Annotated in this window: 27 protein-coding genes; 18 read left to right on the forward strand and 9 right to left on the reverse strand. The window is 68.7% G+C overall.

What is annotated here, in order from left to right; genetic code table 11:
- The first annotated feature begins 30 nt into the window (after window positions 1-30).
- Window positions 31-390, forward strand: a complete 360-nt coding sequence (locus ACIHAD_RS29100; RefSeq protein WP_397357811.1) for a hypothetical protein — start codon at window positions 31-33, stop codon at window positions 388-390.
- A 985-nt stretch (window positions 391-1375) separates the two neighbouring features.
- Here ACIHAD_RS29100 and ACIHAD_RS29105 read toward each other — a convergent pair.
- On the reverse strand, window positions 1376-1741 hold the full coding sequence (locus ACIHAD_RS29105; RefSeq protein WP_397357812.1) for a hypothetical protein: 366 nt from the start codon (window positions 1739-1741) through the stop codon (window positions 1376-1378).
- Between the two features lie 582 nt (window positions 1742-2323).
- Window positions 2324-2755 (reverse strand): hypothetical protein, encoded by a 432-nt coding sequence (locus tag ACIHAD_RS29110; protein WP_397265043.1) that lies wholly within the window; start codon window positions 2753-2755, stop codon window positions 2324-2326.
- 207 nt (window positions 2756-2962) lie between these two features.
- Between ACIHAD_RS29110 and ACIHAD_RS29115 the strand changes: the two genes are divergently transcribed.
- The 10 genes from ACIHAD_RS29115 to ACIHAD_RS29160 all read left to right on the forward strand — a co-directional run bounded on the left by ACIHAD_RS29115 (window position 2963) and on the right by ACIHAD_RS29160 (window position 10187).
- Complete coding sequence (locus tag ACIHAD_RS29115; protein WP_397357813.1) at window positions 2963-3145, forward strand: hypothetical protein; 183 nt, start codon at window positions 2963-2965, stop codon at window positions 3143-3145.
- 6 nt (window positions 3146-3151) lie between these two features.
- Window positions 3152-3511 (forward strand): hypothetical protein, encoded by a 360-nt coding sequence (locus tag ACIHAD_RS29120; protein WP_397357814.1) that lies wholly within the window; start codon window positions 3152-3154, stop codon window positions 3509-3511.
- A complete protein-coding gene (locus tag ACIHAD_RS29125; protein ID WP_397357815.1) occupies window positions 3512-3748 on the forward strand; it encodes a hypothetical protein in 237 nt (78 codons plus the stop codon).
- A gap of 186 nt (window positions 3749-3934) precedes the next feature.
- Window positions 3935-4126, forward strand: coding sequence for a hypothetical protein (locus tag ACIHAD_RS29130; RefSeq protein WP_397357816.1), 192 nt, complete (start codon window positions 3935-3937; stop codon window positions 4124-4126).
- A 32-nt stretch (window positions 4127-4158) separates the two neighbouring features.
- On the forward strand, window positions 4159-4509 hold the full coding sequence (locus ACIHAD_RS29135; RefSeq protein ID WP_397357817.1) for a hypothetical protein: 351 nt from the start codon (window positions 4159-4161) through the stop codon (window positions 4507-4509).
- Window positions 4510-4820: 311 nt separating this feature from the next.
- Window positions 4821-6740: an FtsK/SpoIIIE domain-containing protein gene (locus tag ACIHAD_RS29140; protein WP_397357818.1), complete on the forward strand. Its 1920-nt coding sequence runs from the start codon at window positions 4821-4823 to the stop codon at window positions 6738-6740.
- 403 nt (window positions 6741-7143) lie between these two features.
- Window positions 7144-7368, forward strand: coding sequence for a helix-turn-helix domain-containing protein (locus tag ACIHAD_RS29145; protein WP_397358045.1), 225 nt, complete (start codon window positions 7144-7146; stop codon window positions 7366-7368).
- 200 nt (window positions 7369-7568) lie between these two features.
- Window positions 7569-8693, forward strand: a complete 1125-nt coding sequence (locus ACIHAD_RS29150; RefSeq protein ID WP_397357819.1) for a tyrosine-type recombinase/integrase — start codon at window positions 7569-7571, stop codon at window positions 8691-8693.
- A 124-nt stretch (window positions 8694-8817) separates the two neighbouring features.
- Entirely contained in the window at window positions 8818-9582 is a 765-nt protein-coding gene (locus ACIHAD_RS29155) for a MerR family transcriptional regulator (RefSeq protein WP_397357820.1), read from the forward strand.
- Window positions 9579-10187, forward strand: coding sequence for a hypothetical protein (locus tag ACIHAD_RS29160; RefSeq protein WP_397357821.1), 609 nt, complete (start codon window positions 9579-9581; stop codon window positions 10185-10187). Before ACIHAD_RS29155 ends, ACIHAD_RS29160 begins: the two co-directional genes overlap by 4 nt.
- A gap of 40 nt (window positions 10188-10227) precedes the next feature.
- Here the strand turns inward: ACIHAD_RS29160 and ACIHAD_RS29165 are convergent, their stop codons facing one another.
- From ACIHAD_RS29165 to ACIHAD_RS29175, 3 genes are all read right to left on the reverse strand, one after another.
- Window positions 10228-11727 carry a M28 family metallopeptidase gene (locus tag ACIHAD_RS29165; RefSeq protein ID WP_397357822.1) on the reverse strand — a complete coding sequence of 500 codons (1500 nt, stop codon included), beginning with the start codon at window positions 11725-11727 and terminating at the stop codon, window positions 10228-10230.
- Window positions 11728-11849: 122 nt separating this feature from the next.
- Window positions 11850-12791 carry a DNA polymerase domain-containing protein gene (locus ACIHAD_RS29170; RefSeq protein WP_397357823.1) on the reverse strand — a complete coding sequence of 314 codons (942 nt, stop codon included), beginning with the start codon at window positions 12789-12791 and terminating at the stop codon, window positions 11850-11852.
- A gap of 33 nt (window positions 12792-12824) precedes the next feature.
- The gene (locus ACIHAD_RS29175) at window positions 12825-13661 is read right to left on the reverse strand and encodes a helix-turn-helix transcriptional regulator (RefSeq protein WP_397357824.1); all 837 of its coding nucleotides are present in this window, start codon (window positions 13659-13661) and stop codon (window positions 12825-12827) included.
- 78 nt (window positions 13662-13739) lie between these two features.
- Here ACIHAD_RS29175 and ACIHAD_RS29180 point away from each other — a divergent pair, with 78 nt between their 5' ends.
- Genes ACIHAD_RS29180 through ACIHAD_RS29190 form a run of 3 tightly spaced genes read left to right on the forward strand, consistent with a single transcriptional unit; the run spans window position 13740 to window position 15281 of the window.
- Window positions 13740-14504, forward strand: a complete 765-nt coding sequence (locus ACIHAD_RS29180; RefSeq protein WP_397357825.1) for an SDR family oxidoreductase — start codon at window positions 13740-13742, stop codon at window positions 14502-14504.
- Window positions 14505-14543: 39 nt separating this feature from the next.
- On the forward strand, window positions 14544-14963 hold the full coding sequence (locus ACIHAD_RS29185; RefSeq protein WP_397357826.1) for a CoA-binding protein: 420 nt from the start codon (window positions 14544-14546) through the stop codon (window positions 14961-14963).
- Between the two features lie 36 nt (window positions 14964-14999).
- Entirely contained in the window at window positions 15000-15281 is a 282-nt protein-coding gene (locus tag ACIHAD_RS29190; RefSeq protein ID WP_397357827.1) for a hypothetical protein, read from the forward strand.
- Between the two features lie 3 nt (window positions 15282-15284).
- Here ACIHAD_RS29190 and ACIHAD_RS29195 read toward each other — a convergent pair whose 3' ends face one another.
- Entirely contained in the window at window positions 15285-15767 is a 483-nt protein-coding gene (locus ACIHAD_RS29195) for a hypothetical protein (protein WP_397357828.1), read from the reverse strand.
- Window positions 15768-15844: 77 nt separating this feature from the next.
- Window positions 15845-17239, reverse strand: coding sequence for a purine-cytosine permease family protein (locus ACIHAD_RS29200; protein WP_397357829.1), 1395 nt, complete (start codon window positions 17237-17239; stop codon window positions 15845-15847).
- A 113-nt stretch (window positions 17240-17352) separates the two neighbouring features.
- Here ACIHAD_RS29200 and ACIHAD_RS29205 point away from each other — a divergent pair, with 113 nt between their 5' ends.
- Window positions 17353-18753, forward strand: coding sequence for an MFS transporter (locus ACIHAD_RS29205; RefSeq protein WP_397357830.1), 1401 nt, complete (start codon window positions 17353-17355; stop codon window positions 18751-18753).
- Window positions 18754-18761: 8 nt separating this feature from the next.
- On the opposite strand, the gene ACIHAD_RS29210 is transcribed toward ACIHAD_RS29205, so the two are convergent.
- Window positions 18762-19646, reverse strand: coding sequence for a cytochrome c oxidase assembly protein (locus tag ACIHAD_RS29210; RefSeq protein WP_397357831.1), 885 nt, complete (start codon window positions 19644-19646; stop codon window positions 18762-18764).
- A gap of 201 nt (window positions 19647-19847) precedes the next feature.
- Here ACIHAD_RS29210 and ACIHAD_RS29215 point away from each other — a divergent pair, with 201 nt between their 5' ends.
- Both ACIHAD_RS29215 and ACIHAD_RS29220 read left to right on the forward strand, forming a co-directional pair.
- Window positions 19848-21215: a sensor histidine kinase gene (locus tag ACIHAD_RS29215; protein WP_397357832.1), complete on the forward strand. Its 1368-nt coding sequence runs from the start codon at window positions 19848-19850 to the stop codon at window positions 21213-21215.
- A gap of 69 nt (window positions 21216-21284) precedes the next feature.
- A complete protein-coding gene (locus tag ACIHAD_RS29220) occupies window positions 21285-21638 on the forward strand; it encodes a pyrophosphatase (protein WP_397357833.1) in 354 nt (117 codons plus the stop codon).
- On the opposite strand, the gene ACIHAD_RS29225 is transcribed toward ACIHAD_RS29220, so the two are convergent.
- A complete protein-coding gene (locus ACIHAD_RS29225) occupies window positions 21631-23439 on the reverse strand; it encodes a bifunctional metallophosphatase/5'-nucleotidase (protein ID WP_397357834.1) in 1809 nt (602 codons plus the stop codon). The genes ACIHAD_RS29220 and ACIHAD_RS29225 overlap by 8 nt on opposite strands.
- Window positions 23440-23546: 107 nt before the next feature.
- Between ACIHAD_RS29225 and mshD the strand changes: the two genes are divergently transcribed.
- A complete protein-coding gene (gene mshD, locus ACIHAD_RS29230) occupies window positions 23547-24455 on the forward strand; it encodes a mycothiol synthase (RefSeq protein ID WP_397357835.1) in 909 nt (302 codons plus the stop codon).
- The last annotated feature ends 56 nt before the right edge of the window (window positions 24456-24511 follow it).

Raw genomic sequence — 24511 nt, forward strand, 5'->3', positions numbered from 1 at the left:
TGGTCGCCTCCGCTGGGCGGGGTGCCTGTCATGACGAAAATCTCACGCGCGGTGCTGAATGACATTGCCGACCTTTGCGCGATGGGCCTAAATCCAGCTCAAATAGCCAAGGAAGTCGGCACAAATATTCACATCATCACTAAGGCCATCGACTACATAGACCGGCAGGCATCGCGGGAGCAAGCGGTATCGGAGGACCCGGCACTTGCACTGCCTGGGCGCGATGTCGCTAGCCGATTGGGAGAGCGCTACGCAGCCCTACCGGCGTTGTCCAGAGTCGAGTTCTTCGACCGCTTCGGCCTAAGTATCGATGACATACGCGACGGCTACAACGCTACTGCACTGTGGCACATCTATTTAGATTCTCGCGCCAGGGCGCGTAAGGACTAATCCATAGAGAGCGTAAGGGGGTGATTGCTTGAACGACAATAACGAAGCTTCTCAGGAGCTTACTCCGGACATCGTTGCCGTGCGACGTGCCTACGAGAGGGTCGACGCGGCGCTCCGAGATATGTGTGACTCCGAGCAGGCATATCAGATGGCAACGCAACTGGCGGATTGCCTGCGGGAATTGGCGGATGCTGCCGCCTTGGCTCGCGCTAATTCGGCTGCACGATTGCGGCGCTCGGACAACCTGTCGATAGCTGGCCTAGCAACAAAGCTCGGTGTGTCCAAATCCCGCGCTAGCCAGCTCCTTCGGGCGGCCAGTGAATGCATGGAGGACAAGGTCAATGGGAATCACTGCTAGGCAAGACTACATCGCCAGCCACACGACGCCGGTAACCGCATATCGCTTGGACTGCGATGTCTGGGTAGTCTCCGATATCCCCCATGCCACTCTCGACGGAGTATCAGCCCTAAGATACATGCTGCTCAACGAGTCACAGAAGAACCTGAAGCACGAGGATCGCGTACTCACCGTCGCGGGCATAGCAATTTCCGAAATACGCGCCCTACTCACTCTAGCGGCGAGAAAGGTCAGTACTCCGGAGATCAAAACGCATATCGTTCAGGTAGGGTTCCTTCTCACCCTGGCACAGTTGATACTAAATGATATGCCGCACAAGGATCCGTCCAGCGGACATACTTGTGCGCGACAAGGTGGCAACGACTCGGTCTTTTCGTGCGCAAAATGCCTGCGCTACTTGCTACAGGGGTTGGGTGCAGCGCCCTTCAAGCGGGAAACCGCGAACTAACCTCTGTAAGCCCCTCTGGCCGGCGTGCCGGCTCCTCAACCGACCGTAACGCCACTCCCCCGCTCGCTGGGGCGACGAGGACTCTCAGACTGGACCGACATCCTGGCCGTTAGTCAGGTGCCAGATCTGAGGGCTTCTCCTGTTTGCCACCACCGCGATTCTCCTGACTTGCTCCCGAGTCAGACGTCAGCAACGAGCGAGATAGAAAGCTCCAAGTAATTATCCGTCACCACGGCGTGTACTGTCGTTCCGCCCTGACTCGTTGTTTCGTCCGGTTGCGGCGTGGCATTGAGAGCTTCACGCCATACCTCGAAATCCCTGAGCCGCTGACCGACTTCCTCGGCGTCACATGTACCGGTGAGGGCTTCCTTAGCAGGATTGCTGTGAATCGACCAGCTAATCACCGGCAGATCTTCGTTGAGCGTTCGTGCCAGCAGACCTTTGAGAGCTTCTATGGCTCGCTGCTGCAAGTGTATGTGATCCTTGCGGGCTTTCTCGGCTTGCACCTGCAAGTCGAGCTTTTCTAGCCTCTCCTCGTCCTGCACCCCTGTCGCCTCCGTTTCTGCGCAGATCGTTAGCGAGCTTCCTGCCCTTCAGGAAGCGTTATCGGTTCCTGTCCATGCTCGTGGTCATACATCCCTGCGAGTGCCGGCCGGAACGCCGATAGATGGTCCGGCCACCTTCCGCACAGCGCCGACCGGGCGGCAGAGTCCGTTTGCAGAAGGAACTGCAAGTGTCGAAGCCCATGCATGAGTACATCGATGTACCGCGGGATGGGTGCTTCCGTCGCTTCAACCGGGATCGGCTTGCCTACCGCGTCCGGCAAGGCCGGACTGATGGGCGCTGCACTCTTCCACTTATCCCGGACGAACGCGTTGCACCCGATAACGGCGACATAGGTGAGAACTACTGCGGTGTCTTCCGCTCGCCATGAAGTCGAATGCAACAGCTTGACTCCATCTTCAGCGTCGTTCGCGGACAGAAGGTCTGTGACGGCAGTATGCGGATCGCTGTCCTGTCGAACGGCGTCGGAACGCCATGCGTCCTTTCCGCTTACTAGCCAAAGCCCGATGTCGTCTGCCGATACCGGCCAGACTTCAACGATTACCTCTGTCCGCTCGCTCACCCTAGTTTCCCTTCGTTGTTCCGTCTTGGGTGTCGGAGTCCTCGGCTTTTTTTGCGGCTAGCCGGGATGCATGCGCCGCTGATATCGCAACTTTCGTTAGACCGAGCGAGACACGTTCATCCCGTTCGTTTCGAGCCCTGGTGTCCTTGGCTGTTTTGATCAGCTGAGCTGCACGTGCTTTCGATACCCCGATGCGGTCGGCAAGTCCAGCCAACGACATCTCCTCTTGCTCGAAAATGCGGGCCGCTGAAAGTGCTCTTTGGTTGCCAGAGGTCTCAAAGAGACGTCTCAGCGTTTCCACCAGCTCCGTTGCGCCGTTGTACGCCCGGTTGTGGTCGGTATCCGCATCAATCGCCATAAGCGCTGCATCGAAAGCGCGTTCGAGGTCAGCCAGCGCGGACAGTACCGCCTCGCTCACGCCTTCCTTAGCCATGCGCGCCAGCGTACGCGGTCCGGACAGGGGGGACTATACCCAACTCGTACAGCCCCCCCTTGACGGCCGTGTAGGGGGGCCTGTACGGTGCTTCGTGTAGGGCCCCCTACACGGCGCCTCGGCCAAGGGGGTCAGCAGATGAAGCCACCGATGACGGACGGGAGGTGATCAACAGTGATCGGTCTCGAAGAGGCACGACTCTCCCGCTTGATCACGCTTCTCCGTACCGTGGCGGAACTGCTGGACAACGCCACGGACGGGCTGAACTCCGGTGTTCTCATCGCCACGCTGCTCCTGCTGGTGGTCATCGCGCTTCACGCCATGGCCGACGCGCTGGAGACCTGCCCGGACGCGCTCACTGTCTGCCGCGCACGATTCGAAAGGAGCTGAACTCCGATGATGTACGGCACGTTTCCCGACGGTCACCGGGCTCGCCTCATCGAAGGGCTTCACGCTCTGGCGAGCTATCTGGAAGCTCGACCGGAGCTGCCCGTCCCGCACGCATCCAAGGTCGCCGTCAGTGTCCTGTTCGGCACCGACGAGGAGAAGAAGGCCGAGATCCAGCACATCGCGCGCTTGATCGGTTCGGACCTCCACCTCAGCGACCCGGACCAGGGCCACTACAGCGCCGCGACGTGCTTCGGCCCGGTCGAATACAGCGTCACCGCAATCATGGACGCCGGCATGGCGCGGTGGGATGCCTGGTGGTCCTACCGCGACTCCATCAGCCCCGATCCGCCTCCACCGGGGGCCTGAGTGGACATCCCACTCTTGATCGTCACCCTCGCACTGGCGTCCGCGCTGGTCGTGCTCATGGTGTTCGTGGTCCTGGCATGCGGTATCCGCCGCGCCGACCGCCGGCAGGACCCGTTCAGCGATCCCCGTTCGGAAGTCGAGCACGCGGCTCGGTCCGTGCTCATCTACGCCCGCCGCAAGGAGGGCCCCCCGAGAGCCACGCCTCTCCCCCACCAGGGCACATCTCGAAGGAGGTGATCACTGCTGCGCACTATCCCGCTGACCCGTGGGTGCCCCTGTGGTGCCGTGCTGGAGTCCGGTAGCAAGCGTTGCGTCAAGTGCCGTGCCCGTTCCCGCTGGCGCCGCCGCAAGGCCCGTCACGACGGCATCTGATCCGGTGTTCGTCCACATCCAACGCCTTGGCCTGGAAGGGGGTGATGACACTTGACCGTCTCGATTCCCCTGGTGGTGCTGCTCGCTGTGGCCGTGGTGCTGGCCGTGCGTTACCTGAAGCTGCGCCTGTGGATGGCCCTCGTCTGCGCGGTGTTCGGCTTTCTGCTGGCCGCGACCACGCTGGCCCCTGAGATCGACCGCGCCCTACGCGCGTTCCTGGGCTGGATCACATCCGGTTCCTGACCTGTTCATCGACCGAAGAAGGTGATGCCTCAGTGACCTACCGACTTCCCTACCCTGACTCCGATCTTCAGGAGGTCCTGGACCGCAACGACACCGCCCGCGAACTACTCGCCAACTTCGCCCGTTCCACCTCCACCCTCGCCGACCTCTGGCAGCTCATTACCGCTGCCCTACAGGACACGCCCGTTCTGGTCGCGGAGATCTCTCGGCTCCGAACCGACATCAGCAGGAGGCGACTACACCGCGCGAACCTGATCGCAGCCATACGAGCAGCCCTCAGCGCCGCCGCGGATGGCGAGCCCGACCCTCTGTCCTACTTGCGTGACGAGCTTGCCGAGCAGGCCGGCCTTCTCGCGCCAACCAGGAAGGACTGCGGCTCATGACACGACCGCAGTCCGGCCCCGACCACACGCCTGATCACTCCTTCACTGCCCCGCTCTCGGGGTTCATCTGGACAGGTCCGCCCGACCAAGACTCGGCCAGTAGTGCCGGCGCTCCTCCCAGACAGGACGACGACCAACGCGCGGAAGAGGACGCCTTCTTCGATCGAGAGTCGGTTCCTGAAGATCGATCAGCGACCGGGCCGCCGGTTGATCCGCCCGACGATGGCACGCCCCCTGACCGGTCACAGACCGGACAGGGGCGCGCCCCCATCGTCCCGCCATGGATCCGCACGAGTGCCGGTCGACGCGCGATGCTCGCCTGGTGGGCAAGGGATGCCGCCTACGTGCTCGGGTACCACTCGATTCGCCTGCCCAAGTACGCAATCAAGGCGGGGGTGTATGCACCGTTCGGGATCGTTTCCGGAATTGCCCGCGTGCTGCGGTGGGCGAGCGCTGAAGAGGGCAACCACGCGCTGCGGCAGGCCGCCGCAGACCGCAACGACCCTGCGACGTGGCTGAAGCTGGACAAGCAGCGAGAGCGGCAATCGCGCTGGCGCTGGTCGATCCTGCTGCTGATGTGCCTGCTGACGGTGGCGTCGGTGGCGACCCTGCTCGCACTGGACGTAACAGTGCCGGACTGGGCATGGCCAGCGGTGCTGGCCATATTGATGCCCATCCTGGCGCGTGCCGGACGTCCGGCCGACAAGCCGATCACTGACCACGTCACCCACGGGCCGCGCTATCGCAAGCTCACCGCCGATCTGGTCAGGCGTGGCCTGCTCAGCACCGGCATATCCGCGATCAATCAGGCTGTCGCAAAGGACCAGCATGCGATCAGCTTCCCGGAGGAGATCCACCGGGACGGACCCGGGCATCTGGCCATCGTGGATCTGCCCTTCGGCGTGGAGGCCGCCGACGTCGTGGCCCGCCGAGGCAAGCTGGCGTCCGGGATGCGGCTGCCGCTGGACCAAGTGTGGCCTGAGCCTGCCCAGGGCCATCCTGGACGGCTGGCGCTGTGGGTCGGCTACCAACCCGCCGGCCAGATGCAGACGCCGTCCTGGCCGCTGCTGAGGGGCGGCAGCGTGGACGTGTTCAAGTCGTTCCCCCTGTTCATCACGCCGCGTATGGAGATCGTCAACGCTGTACTGATCTTCCGGAACTGGTTGATCGGCGGACAGCCCGGTTCGGGGAAGACGAACCTTCTGCGACTGCTGGTGCTGGCCGCCGCTCTCGACCCTCGCGCCGAGTTGCGCGGCTATGAGTTCAAGGGGGTCGGCGACTTCAGCGCCGTCGAACCCGTCTGCGCCGAGTACGGGAACGGCCAGGACGACGAGACCATCGGCAGGGCCGCCGCCCTGATCAGGTGGCTGTATCACACCGAGTGCCAGCAGCGAGCAGCGAAGATCGCCCACTACCACGCGCTCGGCATGGCCCCGGAGAACAAGGTCACCCCCGAGCTGGCCACCCGCAAGGACAGCGGCCTGCATCCGCTGGTGGTGTTCCTGAACGAGGCGCAAGAGCTCTTCCAGCACAAGGACCACGGTGCGGAGGCGGGGGAACTGTGCGAAAAGGTGATCAAGCTAGGGCGTGCGCTCGGTGTGATCCTGCTCCTGGACACCCAGATCCCGGACAAGGACAGCTTGCCCACGGGGATCACTCGCAACATCAACACCCGTGTGTGCATGTCGGTACGCGATCAAGTCGCCAACGACATGATCCTCGGCACCGGCATGTACAAGGCGGGATACCGGGCAACCGTGTTCGAGCCGGGAGACGATGCCGATCCGCGCGACGCCGGCTGGGGCGTGGTCGTCGGCATAGGCAAGCCCGGTGCGCGTCGAAGCTTCGAGGTCAACGGCGACCAGGCCAAACAGGTGATCGCACGCGCGATCGAGATGCGGGTGAAGGCGGGCGCCATGCCCGAACCCGACACCCGGCCCCGGCCCGAACCGCCCGCCTATGACCTGCTGGCAGATCTCGCGCGGGTCTGGCCGGCCGGGGACGACGCTGCATGGAACGCCATCCTGTCTGAGCGGTTGGCCGAGTTGAGGCCAGAGGTCTACGGCGGGTGGCGCTCCGAACAGCTCACCAGCGCCCTGAAGCCCCACAAGGTCAAGGTCGGTCCCATCGGCCGCCGCATCGACGGCAAGAAGCACACCAGACGCGGCATCTACCGCGCCGACCTCGCTCAAGCCATTGCGGACCGTAGCCAAAGCCGCTCCGCCGAGTAGGCCGAGTGGTGCTTCCGGAAGCAGATGCGCCTGCTTCCGGAAGCACCCTCGCTAGCACCCCGAAAGGACATCTGACCAGGCATGTAGCAGGTAGCAGCCTGCCCGCCGGCTAGCTCCAGAACCCCCACAGGAGGTGGTTTCTTGCCCACAGACATGCTGATCGCTTCCGCAGCAATCGCCATCCCGATCCTGCTCACTCTCCGTTACGCCGTCCTCTGCTACATCCGCCCATTCCGTGAACACCGCCGCTGCCACGGCACCGGCCGTATCCCCTACCCCTTCGGGCTGTCTGGCTGGCGTTTCTGCCCCCGCTGCAACAGCACCGGCCTACGCCTCAGGCTTGGCCGCCGACTGTGGAACCACGCTCGCCGACTCCACCGCGACGGCACCCAGTCGCATTGAGGTGGACTCCCACCGAAGAAGTCAGAGCCGACAAAGGGAGGCGAAGCACCTGAAGGCATACAAAGTCGAGGAGGTAGCCGAACTACTAGGTGTAGGCCGAGACAAGATCTATCAGCTCATCAGAACCCGCCAACTTCACAGCATAAAGATCGGGCGGTCTAGAAGGATCACCGATCAGCATCTGGCCGACTTCATCACATCGCTTGAACAGATCGATCAAGACTGATTATGGAAAGTGCACTGCACTGCAATGCAGCCCGGCTCACACTCTCGGACAGGATCGAGACGTGGCCCATGTCATCCGTAAGGCCATCGATGAATACATAGAACACCACAAGAAGAGTCCCGGTCACCACGAAACGGGTGGTACGCCTCGACAGCCGGCCGGGACACGCCCCGCTAAGTAGCCCCTCGAAAGGAGAGCGGATGGCGACAGTCTACATAGGCAAATATCAAGCGAGTATCTATCGAGAAGGGAACGGGTACACGGGAGCCCTGTCGCTCGGATTCGACGCGAAGGGCAAGCGTCAACGGCCCAAGCGGAAGGGCAGGACCAAGGCTGAGGTCAAAGACAAGCTCATCGAACTGGTCCAGGAGCTAGAGGCAGGCATCAAGACAGAGCAGGGCTACACCGTGGAGGACTGCATCAACGACTGGCTGGAGAAGGGCCTGAAGGGAAGAGCCGAGTCCACGATCAAGAGCTATCGCTCACTGGTTGTGCACCAGATAACTCCCTACATCGGCCGCATCAAGCTCAAGAAGCTCACCGCCGATGAGCTTGATGACTGGCTGGACGAAAGAGCAGAAGAGCTCTCGACCCGCACGCTACGTCTCATCCATCAGATCGTTAAATGGGCGATACGTCACGCCCAGAAGAGAGAGAAAGTTCAGCGAAACGTCGCGAGCCTCGTCGACGTTCCGGAAGGGCAACAAGGCCGCCCGTCGAAAGCCTTGAACCTCGCACAGGCACGGACTGTCATTCACGCAGCACTCACAAGCCCGATCAAGGCTTATGTGATCCTGTGCCTGCTCTGCGGGATACGCACCGAGGAAGCACGCGCGCTCAGGTGGACGGAGGTAGACATAAAAGCAGGAACCGTCGCGGTTTACCGCGCCGAGCGAGTCAACGGAGACACGAAAACACCGAAATCCCGCCGCGTCCTCAAAGTCCCCAAGTGGGGTGTCCAAGTGCTGACCGAGCTGCACAAGGCCAGGGCAGCAGAACGCCTCGCGACGGGAGAACGAGGAGAAGACACCGCACACGTGTTCCGTCGAGAAGACGGAACACCGATGAACCGCTACTACATCTGGCGGGAGTTCAGACTCATCGCAGATGCAGCGGGGATCGGCACCAACTGGTGCCCGCGTGAGCTTCGGCACAGTTTCGTGTCCTTGCTCTCAGCTCACGACGTGGCGATCGAGGAGATCGCCCGCATCGTCGGTCACTCGTCAACGCACGTGACCGAGACCGTCTACCGGCAAGAGATCAGGCCGGCCCTGACCAGGGGCGCGGTCGTGATGGACAAGATCTTCAAACCGCAGGCCGGGTAGAGCAGTGGCTCCCCGTCTGGCTCCCAAAGATCAACACAGACCCCCGAAGCCCCTTCCGAGCAGCAAGAGAGCCGGAACCCCACCGGCTTGACCTTGACGCGACGTCAAACTGTTCAATGAGGGCATGCGGATCGGCGAGTTGGCCGCGCTGGTCGGGGTTTCCACCCGTACCGTGCGCTACTACCACCACCTGGGACTCCTGCCCGAGCCTGAACGTCTTCCCAACGGCTATCGCGAGTACCGGCTGCGCGACGCCGTACGGCTGGCGCGGGTGCGGCATCTGGCCGGGCTCGGGCTCTCGCTGGAGGAGTTGCGGGACGCGCTGACCGACGACCGGGGCGCGGACTTCCGGGAGGCGTTGCGGGAGCTGGACGCCGATCTGGCCAGGCAGCAGGAGGCCATCGCGGCGCGGCGGGCGCGGCTGGCGGCGCTGCTCGCGCAGCCCGACCTGAGCACCGAGTCGATGGTGTCCCCCGACGCGGCGGCCGTGCTGCGCGACCTGGGCGGCGGGGGGTCGGTCTTCGGGGCGTTCGACCACGAGCTGCTGACCCTGGCCACCATGTTGTCCGACGAGCAGGGCCAGGCGAACCTGGCCGAGCTGATGAGGCCCATGACCGACCCGGGGAGGCTCGACGCCGGGCACGCGCTGTACCGGCGGCTCGACGAGCTGGCCGGCGCGCAGGCCGGGGACGAGCGGGTCGGGCCGCTCGCCGAGGACATGGCCGCCCACATCCCGGACGAGCTGGCCGCGATGGTGCCGTCCGGGCCCGGGGCCGATCTGTCGTGGATGGAGGCGATGACCGAGGAACTGTCGCCCGCGCAGGCGGAGGTGCTCCGGCGGGTGTTCAGCAAGCTGTCGGAGACCGAGCCGAAAGAGGAGAAGACGTGATGATGGGCGTCGTGCGGGCGGTTCTCAGGTTCGAGCTGGCGGGCCTGACCAGCGTGGGGCTGTGGGCGACCAGGCGGCGGCACGGCGTCCCGGCGGGCGCGACCGCCGTGCCGTACGCCAAGGAGCAGGCGTTCACGCTGGGCCTGTTGACGTTCGCGATGGCCGTCGAGACAGCGGTCGTGGACCTGTTGCTGGTGGCGAACGACGTGCCCGCGCCGATACGGGTCCCGGTGCTGGTCGGCGACCTGTACGGCCTGATGTTCGTCGCCTTCATGGCCGCCGCCTGCGTCACCAGGCCCCACGTGGTCACCGAGGACGAGCTGCGCGTCCGGTACGCCGCCTACTTCGACCTCCGCGTGCCGCGCGACCTCATCGCCTCGGTCCGGACCGCCCAGAGCTACAACGAGACCGGCCTGATCAGCGTGGACGGCGGGCGGCTGGGCGTCGCCGTCGCGTCCCGGACGAACGTGACGGTGGAGCTCACCGAGCCGGTCGTCGCGGTCCGGCCGCTGGGGAAGCGGGCCGAGGTCACCTCGATCCGCTTCTTCGCCGACGACCCCGCCGCCGCGGTGGCCGCCCTGCGCTCCCCGAGCCGTACGCACTGAAGGACCCCGGGCGGGCGGCGGCCCGCCCGGGATCGCGTGCTCAGCGTGCCGACTGCGAAGTGAGAGCGGACTTCGCGGCGGCGGCGGTACGCGGCGGGATGCCGCGCAGGTCGAAGGCGAACCTGGCCGTGGAGTCGGCCACCGCGTCGGCGTCCACGTCGAGCGCGGTCGCGTTGATGTTGGCGATCGTGTCGCACGCCTGGTGGTAGCAGGCGTCGTAGGGCTGTCCGGCGACGCCGCCGAACAGCGCGGCCTCCTCCGCCGTCTTGATGCCCTCGGCGCCGGTGAAGATCCCGCCCGCGGGGATGCCGACGGCGATGAACGGCCCGTAGTCGGAGCGTCCGTCGAAGTCGGTGCCCACGGTGGGCAGGTGGCGGGAGGCGTAGAAGTCGGCGAGCTGCCGCTCGATCTGCGCCGATCCGGGCGGGCCGGCCGGCGAGCCCTGGCCGTCGGAGTCGTCGCCGTCGTACAGCTTGTACGCGTAGTTGGGCGAGGCGACCATGTCGAAGTTCAGATAGACCCTGATCTTGTCGCGCTGTGCCTGGGACAGCGACTCGACGTACTGGTCGGAGCCGAGCAGGCCGATCTCCTCGGCGGCCCAGAACGCGAAGCGCACCTTGTTCCTGACCGGGAACAGCGCCATCTCCTCGGCGACCTCAAGGATGGTCGCGCTGCCCGAGCCGTTGTCGTTGATGCCCGGTCCGACGGTCACGCTGTCGAGGTGCCCGCCGACCATGACGACGTTGCGCGGGTCGCCGAACCGGGACTCGGCGATCACGTTGTCGTTGGTGCCGAGGACGAGGTCGGCGTCGACCTTGAGCCGCACGGTCGGCGTGCCGGTGGCCAGCTCGTTGCCGACGGCGAAGTCGGCGAAGACCATGGGCACGTTCGCCCGCCACTCGCCGATGTCCAGCGGGAACGCGTCGGTCCTGCCCGGCTGGCCCTCGTTGAACACGATGATCCCGGACGCGCCGGCCCGGCCCGCGTTGCGGATCTTCTGGGCGAACGCGCAGGTTCCGCGCTGGATGAGCGCGATGCGCCCGGCGACGAACCCGGCGAAGTCCGACTCCTCGCAACCGCTGGTCGAGCTGGGCGCGGGGGTCGGGGGCAGGGTCAGGTCCACGCCCTGGACCTGCGCGGTCACGTCGCCGGCGGGTGAGGGCTGGAAGGTAGAGAAGTCCTCGTTCGGCATGTACGACTTGGCGTCCGGCGCGGTCCGGTCCAGCGTGGGAGGGCTGTTCTCGGTCCAGCTCTGGACGAAGTTGATCGGCTGGAGCGTGACCTTGTAACCGGCCCTGCGCAGCTTGCCCGCCACGTAGTCGCGGGAGGCGTTGTAGCCGGGTGTGCCGGCGGCGCGGGTGCCGCCGTTGGCGTTGGCGATGGATTGAAGCGCTTCCAGGTGTTTCCGGACGTTCTCGCCCTCGACCTGCTTCACCAGCAGTTTGGCGAAGACGTCGTCGAGCGGGCCCGCACTCGCCGGGACCGCCATGGCGACGGGTATGGCGAGGGCGGTGATCAACGCCATGATGATTCTGCGCATGCAGGCTCCCCTGGGAGTGAGATGCGGAGAAGTCCCTCGAGCCGCAACGATTCGGAAAGTAACCCGCCGACGCACCCCTGAGAAGGTCTTTCGGCCTACGCCAATGCGTCAATATCCGGACACTACGGTGACTCGGCTCGCCGGGCGCGGGCACGACGCTTGCCCTCGTGCATCGCCTGGACGCGGGCCACCGGGATCGTGTGCCCCTCCGCGACCAGGTCGGCGGGCAGCTCGCGCGGCTCAGGCATGAGCTCGGCCCACGGGTCGCGGTCGCCGAGCAGCCCGGCCGCGGTGTGGATGGTGAAGTCGGCGGGCGAGACCCGGTCGAGCTCGTCCCACGCGACCGGGAACGACACCGGCACGCCCGGCCGCACCCGCGGGCTGTAGGCCGACACGACCGTCGCGCCACCGGCCCTGGTGGAGTCGATGAACACCTTGCCGGCGCGGTCCTCCCTGATGAACGCCGTCGTGGCCAGCGCCGGGTCGAACCGCTCGGCGCGGGCGGCCAGGGCCCGGGTGGCCGCGGCCAGGTCCACCATGGCCGTGCCCGGCGGGACGGGGACGAACACGTGCACCCCCTTGGCCCCGCTGGTCTTGACCGCGCCCGCCAGCCCGGCGTCGTCGAGCGCCTGGCGTACCAGGTGGGCGGCCCGTACGGCGAGCGGGAAGGAGTCGCCGCCCTCGGGCGGGTCGAGGTCGAGGATCATGTGCGTGGGACGGCCGTCCAGGAACAGCGCCGGGTGGTACTCGACGGCCCGCTGGTTGGCGAACCAGAGCAGGGTACGCCGGTCGTCGCACAGCGCGTACGACACCTGCCTGCGGGACGCCTCGGCCCACACGCTGACCGTCCTGATCCAGGAAGGGGCGTATTTGGGCAGGTTCTTCTGCATGAAGGGTTCCTGGCCCGGCCGTACCCGCAGCACCGACAGCGCCCGTCCGCGCAGCGCGGGGAGGATGCGGTCGGCGACCGCGTCGAGGTAGTCGACCAGGTCGCGCTTGGTGGCGCCCGACCCGTCGAACAGCGGCTGGTCGAGGTTGGTCAGAGCGACGTCATCGGCGGTCACCCGCCCCACGATGCCCACCGGCCGGGGTCCGGGTCAACCACGGCCGGACCGGGCGAGTTCCCGCGAGGAGCCGATCTCCTCCCGCAGCCGGGCGACCGTGCGGCCGGTCGCCGACTCCGGGTCGGCGGTGTACATGACGATCACCAGGTCGGGCTGACCGGGCACGGCCAGGGTCTCGTACTCGAAGTCCAGGTCGCCCAGCTCCGGGTGGCGCATGCGCTTGGTCCCGTACGTCTTCTCGGCGACCCCGTGCTCGGCCCACAGGCGGACGAAGTCGGGGGCGGCCGACAGCTCGGCGACCAGCCCGGCCAGCAGCGGGTCCTCGGGGTGGCGGCCGGCGTACAACCGCAGGTAGGCGACCGTCTCGGCGGCCACCTCGGGCCAGTCGCGGTAGAGGGTGCGCGTGTGCGGCGCCAGGAACACCTGGAGGAGCTGGTTGCGCCGGCCCTCCGGGACGCCGGCGAAGCCGCTGACGCGGTCGGCCAGCGCGTTCCAGGCCAGCACGTCCATCCGGGGCCCGAGGACGAAGGCGGGCATGCCGTCGGCCAGGTCCAGCAGCCTGCCCAGTCCGGGCCGCAGGACCGGCCTGCTCACGTGCCTGGCGGGGCGGAGCAGGTCGCGCAGGTGGGCGCGTTCGGTGTCGTCCATGCGCAGGACGCGGGCGACGGCGTCGAGCACGGCGTCGGAGACGTTCTGGACCCGTTCCTGCTCCAGGCGGATGTAGTAGTCGACGCTCACGCCCGCGAGCAGCGCGACCTCCTCGCGTCGCAGGCCGCTGACCCGCCGCCGCCCCGACGCGGGCAGCCCGGCGTCCGCCGGATGGATCCGGGCCCGACGAGAACGGAGAAACTGCCCCAAATCACCTTCCACCGCTTCAGGGTAGTACCGCCGTTACCAGGAAAAGCCGTGCGCTGGGTAAGTCCGTCCGGCTCGGCCAGGGTGAGAGCCATGACGAACTACGAGAACCTTTCGGGCCGCATCGCCGTCGTGACCGGGGCCGCCAGCGGCATGGGCGAGGCCACGGCCCGTCTCCTGGCCGCCAACGGCGTCAAGGTGGCCCTGCTCGCCCGCCGCGCCGACCGGCTGGCCGAGCTGGCAGCCAAGATCAACGCCGACGGCGGCACCGCGCTGCCCGTCACCGTGGACGTCACAGACGACGCGAGCGTGGCCGCCGCCGTGGAGATCGTCCACACCGGGCTGGGCCGTCCCGACCTGGTCGTCAACGCCGCCGGCGTGATGTTGCCGAACCCCGTCGAGGACGGCCGCCTCGACGAGTGGACGCGCATGCTGGACACCAACGTCGCCGGCGTGCTCCGCGTCACCGGCGCCTTCACGGCCGACCTGCTGGCCGCCGCCGACGCGGGCCGGACGGCCGACCTGGTGAACATCTCCTCGATCGGCGCGCACGTCACCTTCCCCAACTACGCCGTGTACGGCGCGACCAAGGCCGCGCTGACCCACCTGTCGGCCTCGCTGCGCCCGGAGTTCGGGCCGAGGGGCGTACGCGTGACCAACCTCGAACCCGGCCTGACCGCGACCGAGCTCGGCGACCACATCGACAACGCCGAGCTGGGCGCACAGCTCGCCGGGATGTTCGAGGCGTTCACCCCGCTGACCGCCGAGGAGATCGCCGACCTGATCGGCTACACGGTCAGCCGGGCCCGGCACGTCAACCTGCGCCAGGTGGTCGTGCTGCCGACCGCCCAGGCGTAGGCCGGGAAGCCCGCGCGCGCCCGGCGTGTTGACGCCTGCATGGACGACCGTTTCGCGGATCAGCGCGTGATCAGGCACCTGCTGCACGAGGCCGGGACGTGGGTGTTCGTGGGGCTGGGGGACGACCCGCAGCGCACGGCCCACGACCAGGCCCGGCGCATCCAGGCGCGCGGCAAGAAGATCATCCCGGTCCACCCCGAGGGCAGGCCGGTCCTGGGCGAGCCGGGCTACACGTCACTGGCCGAGGTGCCGGTCAAGCCCGACGTGGTGGCGGTCTACCGGCGTTCGGAGTTCGCCGGCCAGGTCGTGGACGAGGCCATCGCGGCCGGCGCGGGCGCGGTGTGGCTGCCCATCGGCGTGATCGACGAGGCGGCCGCGCAGCGTGCCCTCGACGCCGGGCTCGACGTCGTGATGGACCGCTGCCCCGCGGTCGAGTGGGCGTTGCGCCGCAATCCCTGACCGCGAGGTACGGTGCGGTGAAGGGAGGGCGGATCCATGGAAGACGACCACATCACCACGATCGGCACCTGCTTCGCGTGCAAGCGCACGTTCCCCTACACCGCCGCGAACGTCACCATGATGACCATCGACCCGGAGACCGGCCTGCCTCCGGACCGGACGGTGCTGGGCACCCGGCGCGAGCCGGCCCCGGAGGCCCTGGCCCGGTCGGTGCCCGAGCCCGTCTGCCCCGACTGCCTGACCAGGGCCCGCGAGTTCAAGGACCGCATGAGCTCCCCCATGCCGTTCGAGATCTGGCGCCGGCCCGACGCTGACTGACCGTCATCCGGCCGGCGGCCGGGCGCCCTCGGCGCACAGTTCCCGGTAGGCCAGGGCCAGCAGCGTGACCATCGCCGTGCCCGCGGCGGGCCCCACGACGAGCGCCGCCGACAGCTCGCCCGCGTGCCATCCCGCCGCCATGATCGCCGCCGACGTCAGCACCGTGACGCCGAACGTCGCCGCCCACAGCGGCAGCAGCCGCAGGTACGCGAACACCAGCGGGAACGCCGCCCACACGAACGGCGCCGCCGCCACCGCCAGGACGGCCCAGCACCCGGTCACCAGCCCCAGCCACACCCGCCCGAGCAACGGCCGCGCCGGGCCGGCGAAGTGCGTCGGGGCGCCTTCGAGCACCTGGCCCAGGCCGTAGAGCACGCCGAGCAGCGCGCCCCCGGCGACCTCGGCGGACCGCCCCTCGCCCAGCGCGTCCGCCAGGGCGATCGCCAGTAGTGCCCAGAAGGTGCCGTGAACGGACCACCTGAGCAACCGCAATACGGAAGACAACCACGGAAAGTCCATAACTGCTCACCAACAGTAACGGAAGCCTTCCGGTCCTGAAAAGGTCAGCGGCGGCGCAGGGTGAGGACGAAGTAGAGCGCCCCGGCCACGGCCAGCGCGATCACCACGCCGATGTTGGCCGCACCGAACGTGCTGCTCCTCAGCTCGTCGCTCATCAGGAACCCGACGACCGCCGCGATGTGCTCGTCCGCGGAGGTGATCAGGCCGACGCCCACGACCGAGGCCACCACCAGGGAGACCAGCCCGGCGGGGTTGAGGGCGGGCGCGCCCGGACGCAGCAGCCGCTCGTCGTAGGCCCGGCCGCCGTCCCGCAGCCGCCACATGTCCACCAGGAAGATCGCCACCCAGGCGGCCATCACCACGCCGATGATCGCCAGGAACGCCTGGAAGGTGCCGAAGAAGTTGTCCGAGACGAACAGCAGGTAGTAGCCGCCGAGCACCATGAGGGCCCCGTCGATCAGCACCGCCAGATGCCGCCGGACCGGCACGCCGAGCGCCAGCATCGACAGCCCCGACGAGTAGATGTCCATGATCGCCCCGGCCAGGAAGCCGCCGATCGCGGTCAGCAGGTACGGCAGCAGGAACCAGGTCGGCAACGCCGCGGCCAGCGCGCCCACCGGGTCGCCGCCCGCCGCCTCGGCCAGCTTCGGGTCGCCGCCGGCCAGCAGCACGCCGAACACCAGCAGCACCATCGGCGGCAGCGCGCCGCCGAGCGTCGTCCACAGGGCCACCGACCTGGGACGGGAGCCGGCGGGCAGGTAGCGGGAGTAGTCGGCGCCGCAGTTGACCCAGCCCAGGCCGAGCAGGGTCATGGCCAGGATGACACCGCCCACCCAGCCGCCGGGGCCCGCCGTCGTCTCCAGCGAGCCGCCCAGCTTGGGGGCCATGAGGATCATGTAGACGACGGTCAGCACGACGAACGCGTACGTCAGGTAACGCTGGACGACCATGATCATGGCGTGGCCGTACACGCCGACGGCGATCACGACCAGCGCCGAGACGGCGAAGCAGCCGGCGGTGGCGGTCGTCTCGGGGATCCCGGGCGCCACGCGCCGCAGGATGGCGGCGCCGCTCTGCGCGGAGAGCGTGACGAGCACGATCTCCCAGCCCACGTTCGAGACGTACGACAGCACCGCGGGCAGCTTGTTGCCCTGGTATCCGAAGGGCGCCCGGCCCAGCGTCATCGTCGGCACGCCGGACCGGCTGCCCGCGACGGCTACCAGGCCGACCAGCAGGAACGATAAGGCGTACCCGACGGCGCCGGTCAGGACGGCGGGGACGACGCCGAGGCCGAGCCCGACCACGTACACCCCGAACGCCACCCCGAACAGGGACAGGTTCGCCCCCGCCCAGGGCCAGAACAGATCGGACGGCCTCCCGTGCCGCTCGCTGTCGGGGACGGCGTTGATGCCGTTCCGCTCCACGGCCATCGTGTCCATGATCACTTGCTCCTTCACGCGGGCCCGGCAAAGAAATCATTGTCCGCCAAGGACGATATTTCCCACCCTGGGGGGAATCATGATCGCTGCCCCTGTCCCGCAGAGAGGTCGCGATGCAGGCATCCGGTTTCGACACGCGCAGGCGGGCGCTGGGCGTGTGCCTGGTGGCGGCGTTCATGTCGGGCCTGGACGTGAGCATCGTCAACGTGGCCCTGCCCTCGATCCGCGCGGGCCTGCACGCCTCGGACGACGGGCTCCAGTGGACGCTGTCGGGCTACGCGCTCACATTCGGCCTGCTGCTGGTCCCGGCCGGGCGGATGGGCGACGCCAGGAGCCGCAGGACGCTGTTCATGTGGGGCGTGGTGCTGTTCACGGCGGCCAGCGCGGCCTGCGGGTTCGCCTGGAGCATGCCGGTGCTGATCGCGGCCAGGCTCGTGCAGGGCATGGCGGCCGGACTGCTGAACCCGCAGGTGTCCGGGCTGATCCAGCAGATGTTCCTGGGCCACGAACGGGGACGGGCCTTCGGCGCGCTCGGCGCGACCATCGGCGTGTCCACCGCCGCCGGGCCGCTGATCGGCGGGGCTCTGGTCACCGGGTTCGGGGCCGCGCAGGGCTGGCGATGGGTGTTCCTGGTCAACCTGCCCATCGGGATCGCGCTGCTGCCGCTGGCCTGGAAGTGGCTGCCCGCCCCCGGGCCGGCCCGGACCGGGCGGCGGGAGAGCATGGACCCGGTCGGCGTGCTGCTGCTCGGCGTGGGCGTGGCGGCCCTGCTGCTGCCGTTCATCCAGCAGCACCAGTGGAAGGGCGAGGCCAAGTGGCTGCTCGTGCCGGGCGCGTTGCTCGTGCTGGCCGGGTTCGTGCTCTGGGAACGGCTGTACCGCAGAGAACCGCTGGTGAACCTGGCGCTGTTCGCCAGGCGTTCCTACAGCCTAGGCTCGGCCATCGCCCTGTTCTACTTCGCCGGGTTCACCGGGATCTTCTTCGCCTTCACCCTGTACCTGCAGAGCGGCGAGGGCTACAGCGCGCTGCTGGCCGGACTGTCGATCACGCCGTTCGCGCTCGGGTCCGCCGGGTCGTCGGTGGTCGGCGGCAGGCTCGTCGGGCGGGCGGGCAGGAAGCTGGTCGCGGTGGGGCTCGGGACGGTGATCGCGGGCCTCCTGGCGACCATGGCGGCGACCCTGCTGGTGCCGGGGACCGGCGTGGGCGCGGCGACCGCGCTGCCGCTGCTGGTCGCGGGCATCGGCAGCGGCCTGGTGATCTCGCCCAACCAGGCGATCACGCTGTCGGAGGTGCCTCCCGAGGGCGGCGGCAGCGCCGCCGGGGTGCTGCAGACCGGGCAGCGGCTCGGCTCGGCGATCGGCATCGCGGCGGCGGGCTCGGCGTTCTTCGGCTCGCTGCCGCAGGGCTGGCCGACGGCCTTCCGGCACGGCCTGCTGGTGGTGCTGGGGTTCGTGCTCGTGGCCCTGGCCGCCGCCCTCTACGACCTCCGCCGCTCCCGCGCCGCCGCCCGCTGACCGGACGGCTACAGGCCGGCGGGGTCGGGTTCGTCCAGATCGTCGCCGTACTCGGCGGGGGTGAGCGGGCCGCGTGGCCTCGGGGGTTCCCGGTCGGGGACGGCGACCCGCCGGACCGGCTCGGGCTCCCCGGGCACCCGGACGGTGAGCCCGGGGCCGACCAGCTCCACGCCGGCGGCCTCCGGGACGCGTCCGGGCCGCCAGGACGCCACCAGGGCCAGGGCGAGCAGCAGCTCCGACCCGCCACCGCCGTAGCACATGATCTCCGCGGCGCCACTGAGCTGGTCGGCCGGCACCGGCAGGTCCAGTCGGCCGGCGTACATGGCCTGGGACAGGCCCGCGTGGACGGCGATCGCCACCCCCAGCACGGCCGGCCGTACCGGCGCCGGCGGGCGGCACGGCGCGGGGTCGGGCCCGGCGACGACCCAGGCGAACAGGTAACCGGCCAGCAGGAAGTACGTGTGCGCCAGAGGCGCGGGGACGAGCCCGTACAGGGGGGTGCAGTACAGGGCCGCCGTGCCGCCGACGCTGAGCGCCAGCGCCGTCCACGGGTTGGCCGGCAGGTGGACGGCCGGGCCGCGGAGCGCCCAGGTCACCCGGCGGGCTCGGGCCACCGGCAGCGAGCGCAGCAGCAGCGTCACCGGCGCGCCCATCACCAGGGCCAGGGGCGCGAGCATGCCGATCAGCAGGTGTTGCAGCACGCGGCCGCGGAAGTCGGTCACGGCCAGCGAGACGACGGGATCCGTGAGCGCCACGGTCACCAGCGCGCAGCCGGTGACGAAGCTCGCGGTACGCCACCGGCTCCACGCCGTCCGCCCGGCCAGCACCACGTACGTGACCAGCACGACGAGCGCCGGCGCGGCCCAGACCCCGCTCAGGTGGTGGTGCGGCACAGATCGATCACCTTGCCCATGTGTGGTGGATGCCCGGGAGCGCCCCCGGCAGGGCGATCCGCTGTCGCGCGCCTCCGACCTGATCCACTATTCGAGCGGGACGCCGGACCGGCCCGGCGGGACACCCCTCTTTGCGGGCCGCTTGCCGAATCTCGATCCGGGGTTTTCCCTGTTCAGATCCCTATGGGTAGGTCTCAGGGGATGGCGAAAAGGCTCTTTCCCCGCTCGATCCGCGGGCGCCTGACCACGCTCGCGACATTGGTGGCGGCGGTGGTCCTGGCCGTCATGGGCACACTCGCCCTCACCCTCGGCCCGGACAACCTGCACGGGCTCGTGGAGACCCGGGTGGAGCTGGCCGTCCGGAGGGTGGCCAGCGAGGCGCGCAGCGGGCAGCTCCCCCCGACGCTGGAGGCCCCGGCCCGGGTGCAGCTCCTCCAGGTGATCGGCTCCGACGGACGCGTCCTCGCCACCAGCCCCGGCCTGCATCACGGCCAGCAGCTGTCCGGCATGCGGGTGGACAAGCCGGAGACCCTCTACAGCACCGAGAGCACGCTCACCGGCCTCAGGGACGAGAAGGAGGCCCAATACCTGATCATGGCGATCCAGGTGCACACCCCCGACGGCCAGCTGGTCACGGTGTACGGCGCCTCCTCCCTCAGCGACGTCAACCGGGCGCTGTCCTGGCTGAACGCCATGGTGTTCCTCGGCACGCCCATGGCCTTGGTGATCGTCGCCGGCATCACCTGGGTCGTGGTCGCCTCCGCGCTGCACCCGGTCGAACGCATCCGCGCCGAACTCGCCGAGATCACCGGCCGCGACCTCAGCCGGCGCGTCCCCGTCCCCGAGACCGGCGACGAGATCACCGACCTGGCGGCCACCACCAACCACACCCTCGACCGCCTCGAACGCTCCGCCGAGACCCAGCGCCGCTTCGTCGCCGACGCCTCCCACGAGCTGCGCAGCCCCATCTCCGCCCTGCGCACCCAGCTGGAGGTCGCCAACGCCTACCCCGAGGAGACCGACTGGCCCGCGACCGGCGCCCGTGCCCTGGCCTCCGCCGAACGCCTCACCGGCATCATCGACGAGCTCCTCCTGCTGGCCCGCCTGGACGCCGGCGCCATCCCCGACCGCCGCGTCGTCGACGTGTGCCGCCTGGCCGAGGAGCAGGTACGCCGCCGCGAAGGCGGCAAGATCTCCATCGTCGTGGACATGTGCGCCCAGGCCCCCGTGCTCGGCTCCCCCGTCCAGCTCGACCGGCTGCTGACGAACCTGCTGGACAACGCCACCCGGCACGCGGCGAGCCGGATCGACCTCAAGGTCTGGGTGGAGGGCGACCAGGTCTGCGTCTCGGTCACCGACGACGGCGACGGCATCCCGCCCGCCGACCGCGAGCGCGTCTTCGAACGGTTCACCCGGCTGGAGGCCGCCCGCCGGAAGGAGAAGGGCGGCAGCGGGCTCGGCCTGCCGCTGTCCCGCGAGATCTGCGCCGCGCACGGCGGCACCCTCAAGGTCGCCGACCACGAGCCGGGCGCCCGGCTCATCGCCCGCCTGCCGCTGTACCGCGAATAGCGGCCGCCCGCCTGCCGGCCATGTCTGAGGGTCGCCCGTCCGACGGCCGTTCCCGCCTAGACTCGGCTGATGGATCTGGGTCGGCTGGGCCGTGACGTCGAACGCGTCTCCGACCGCTACGCCGCGCTGCTCGGGATCGTCCGCGACGACGCCTGGTACCTGCTCAAGCTTCAGGAGGAGGTCGGCGAGCTGACGCAGGCGTACCTCATGCGCGCCGGTCAGGCGCGCACCAGGGGGATGACCCCGGAGGAGATCGACGCCGGCTTCCGCGCGGAGCTGGCCGACGTGTTGTGCCACGTGCTGCTCATGGCCCGCCACCACGGCGTCGACCTGGCGGCGGAGGTCGAGCGCAAGTGGCTGGTGCGGTTGCGGGAGGAGCCGGAGGCCCCGCGCGGCGGGACCCCCGGCCCGGGGATCACTTGACGAGCGTGACGCGGTCGGCCGCCGACGGGCTGATCGGCGAGTGCGCGGTCAGGTACGCCGTGAACGCGTCCAGGTCGATCGGCCCGCTCCACGTGTCCGTGCTCTGCGTGAACACCGAGAAGCCGTCGCCGCCGCCCATCAGGAAGTTGTTCGCGGCGATCTTGATCGACTGCGTGTCCGTGACGGGCGTGCCGTTGAGCTTGACGTCCGACACGCGCGACCCCACCGGCTTGGTGGTGTCGAAGGTGTAGGTCAGCGACGACGACACCTGCAACATCCGGTGGTTGATCGCGCCCGTCGCCGGGTTGGGCGTCCAGACCTGCTGCTCCAGCAGTGCCTTGAGCTGCGCGCCCGTGTACGTCCGCACCTGCACGAGGTTGCTGAACGGCTGGACGGCGAACGCCTCCCCGTAGGTGACGACGCCGTCGCCCTCCGCCCCCGACTGCGCGTACGTCAGCGAGGTGCGGATGCCGCCCGGGTTCATCAGCGCGATCTCGGCGCCGCCCGCCTTGGCTGCCTCGAGCTGGGAGTCCGCGATGAGGTCGCCGAGCGGCGTCTCCGGCCTGGTGGTCGCGGCCGAGGTGTTGTTGACGACGTTGGTGACGTCGCCGGTGATCGCGCCGATCCTGCGGTTGGCCACCTCGGCGCTGCGCGTCCGCCACGTCTGGACCTGCGCCTCGACCTGCGGGTCCGGCGTGACCGTACGGGCGACGACCTTGTTGTCCGCGGTGACCGAGGAGCGGACCACGTCCTTGGTGCGCCTGTCGATCCGCAGGTCGATCTGGGTCAGCACGCGGCCGAACGACGAGCCCTGCGTGTAGTAGCGGTCCTGGCCCGCCGGGTCCTTGGTCTTGCAGATGTACGCCTGGTGCGAGTGGCCGCTGATGACCAGGTCGATCTGCGGGTTCAGCTCCCTGGCGATGCGCGAGCCGGCGTTGGCGGTGTTCACCGAGCAGGCGTCCGGGCTCTGGTTCGGGGTGGTCGAGTCGCCCTCGTGCATGATGACGACCTGCGCCTTGACGCCCTTTCGCGCCAGGTAGGCCGAGGCCCGGTTGGCCGCGGCGACCTCCTCGGTGAACTGCAGGCCCTTGATGCCCTCGGCGGTGACGATGGTCGGCGTCGTCGCCGTCACCAGGCCGATGAAGCCCACCTGCACGCCGTTGATCTTCTTGACGTAGAACGGCGGCAGGGCGTACCGGTCCGTCCCCTCCTTGAGGACGTTGGCCGCGAGGAAGTCGAAGTCCGTGCCCTTCCACTGGCCGGCGGGCGAGCAGCCGTCCACCGGGTGGCAGCCGCCGTTCATGAGGCGCTGGAGCTCGGCGTACCCCTCGTCGAACTCGTGGTTGCCGGCCGCGGTCGCGCTGAGGCCGAGCGAGCCGAGCACCTCCAGGGTGGGCTCGTCGTGGTAGGCGGCCGAGATCAGCGGGGACGCGCCGATCAGGTCGCCCGCCGCCACGAGCAGCGTGTTCTCGGTACGCGCCTGCTTGACGTACGTCGCCAGGTACGAAGCGCCGCCGGCGATCGAGTACTTGCCTCCGGCGAGCCCGGTCAGCGAGCCGTCGGTGTCGACCAGCGGCCCGTCCGGGTCGAGGATGCGGCTGGAGGAGCCGGACGGCGGTTCGAGGTTGCCGTGCAGGTCGTTGATGCTCAACAGGCGGACCGGGACGGTCGGCCCGCCGTTTCCGTGGCCGTGACCGGCCGCGCCGCTGGTCGCGGCGACCGCGGGCGCCACGGCCAGGGCGATCCCGGCCGCGGTCGCGGCGCCGGCCGTGCACAGCCGGAGGAGGGTGCGTGACGTCATGACAGGGACGTTACGACGTCTCTCTATGCAACGAATGTCGCAAAGGTAACGATTGACCGGGACAGCCAATGGCATTGTTCGCCATTGGTACGCCTAGAGTTCCTTGTGTGGGTGCGCTTGTGAAGATCTGTGAAAGGCTCGACGGCGAAGAGGTCTCCCAGGTTCTCCGCATCGTCGAGGCGGCGACCGAGGCGGACGGTGTCCGCCCGCTCAACGAGCACGTGATGCTCCATCTCCGCTACGGCGGCGATCCCCGTGCCCGCTCGCTCCTGCTGCACGCCGACGACGGCACTCCGGCGGGTTACGCGCACGTCGACCCGACCGACGAGGTCGAGGGACCGAGCGCGGAGCTGGTCATCCATCCCGCCCACCGGCGGAAGGGCCACGGCGCGCGGCTGCTGCGGGCCGTACTGGAGCTGACCGGAGGCAGGGTGCGGCTGTGGGCGCACGGCGACCACGCGGGCGCCGGGGCGCTGGCCGCGTCGTTCGGCTTCGACCGCGTGCGCTCGCTGTGGCAGATGCGCCGCTCGCTGTTCGCCCCGCTGCCGCCCCACACGCTTCCCGAAGGCGTGCAGCTGCGCACGTTCGTCCCGGGGCGGGACGAGGAGGCGTGGCTCAAGGTGAACGCCGCCGCCTTCGCCCACCACCCCGAACAGGGCGCCTGGACGCTCGACGACCTGCTCCGGCGTGAGCGCGAGCCCTGGTTCGACCCCGAGGGCTTCTTCCTGGCCGTACGCGGCGACCGGCTCGCCGGCTTCCACTGGACCAAGGTCCACGGCTCGTCCGAGCACGGGCACGAGCCGCTCGGCGAGGTCTACGTCGTGGGCGTCGACCCCTCCCAGCAGGGCACCGGCCTGGGCCGGGCGCTCACCCTGGCCGGCCTGACCCACCTGCGCTCGCGCGGCCTCGCCCAGGCGATGCTCTACGTGGACGAGGCCAACACGGCGGCGATCAGGCTGTACGAGTCCCTGGGCTTCGCCCGCTGGGACGTGGACGTGATGTACGCGGGCGGCTGACCCCGCGCACGCGGACAGGCGGCCCGCCCCTCCTCGCACACGGACAGGCGGGCCGC

Origin of the sequence: Nonomuraea sp. NPDC052265, assembly GCF_044547985.1 — a bacterium.
GTDB lineage: Bacteria > Actinomycetota > Actinomycetes > Streptosporangiales > Streptosporangiaceae > Nonomuraea.

Coding starts and splice junctions, on each gene's coding strand:
- ACIHAD_RS29100 (WP_397357811.1), top strand. CDS start 31: ATGACGAAAATCTCACGCGCGGTGCTGAATGACATTGCCGACCTTTGC.
- ACIHAD_RS29110 (WP_397265043.1), bottom strand. CDS start 2,755: ATGGCTAAGGAAGGCGTGAGCGAGGCGGTACTGTCCGCGCTGGCTGAC.
- ACIHAD_RS29120 (WP_397357814.1), top strand. CDS start 3,152: ATGATGTACGGCACGTTTCCCGACGGTCACCGGGCTCGCCTCATCGAA.
- ACIHAD_RS29140 (WP_397357818.1), top strand. CDS start 4,821: ATGCTCGCCTGGTGGGCAAGGGATGCCGCCTACGTGCTCGGGTACCAC.
- ACIHAD_RS29150 (WP_397357819.1), top strand. CDS start 7,569: ATGGCGACAGTCTACATAGGCAAATATCAAGCGAGTATCTATCGAGAA.
- ACIHAD_RS29155 (WP_397357820.1), top strand. CDS start 8,818: ATGCGGATCGGCGAGTTGGCCGCGCTGGTCGGGGTTTCCACCCGTACC.
- ACIHAD_RS29165 (WP_397357822.1), bottom strand. CDS start 11,727: ATGCGCAGAATCATCATGGCGTTGATCACCGCCCTCGCCATACCCGTC.
- ACIHAD_RS29180 (WP_397357825.1), top strand. CDS start 13,740: ATGACGAACTACGAGAACCTTTCGGGCCGCATCGCCGTCGTGACCGGG.
- ACIHAD_RS29185 (WP_397357826.1), top strand. CDS start 14,544: ATGGACGACCGTTTCGCGGATCAGCGCGTGATCAGGCACCTGCTGCAC.
- ACIHAD_RS29190 (WP_397357827.1), top strand. CDS start 15,000: ATGGAAGACGACCACATCACCACGATCGGCACCTGCTTCGCGTGCAAG.
- ACIHAD_RS29200 (WP_397357829.1), bottom strand. CDS start 17,239: ATGGACACGATGGCCGTGGAGCGGAACGGCATCAACGCCGTCCCCGAC.
- ACIHAD_RS29205 (WP_397357830.1), top strand. CDS start 17,353: ATGCAGGCATCCGGTTTCGACACGCGCAGGCGGGCGCTGGGCGTGTGC.
- ACIHAD_RS29215 (WP_397357832.1), top strand. CDS start 19,848: ATGGCGAAAAGGCTCTTTCCCCGCTCGATCCGCGGGCGCCTGACCACG.
- ACIHAD_RS29220 (WP_397357833.1), top strand. CDS start 21,285: ATGGATCTGGGTCGGCTGGGCCGTGACGTCGAACGCGTCTCCGACCGC.
- ACIHAD_RS29225 (WP_397357834.1), bottom strand. CDS start 23,439: ATGACGTCACGCACCCTCCTCCGGCTGTGCACGGCCGGCGCCGCGACC.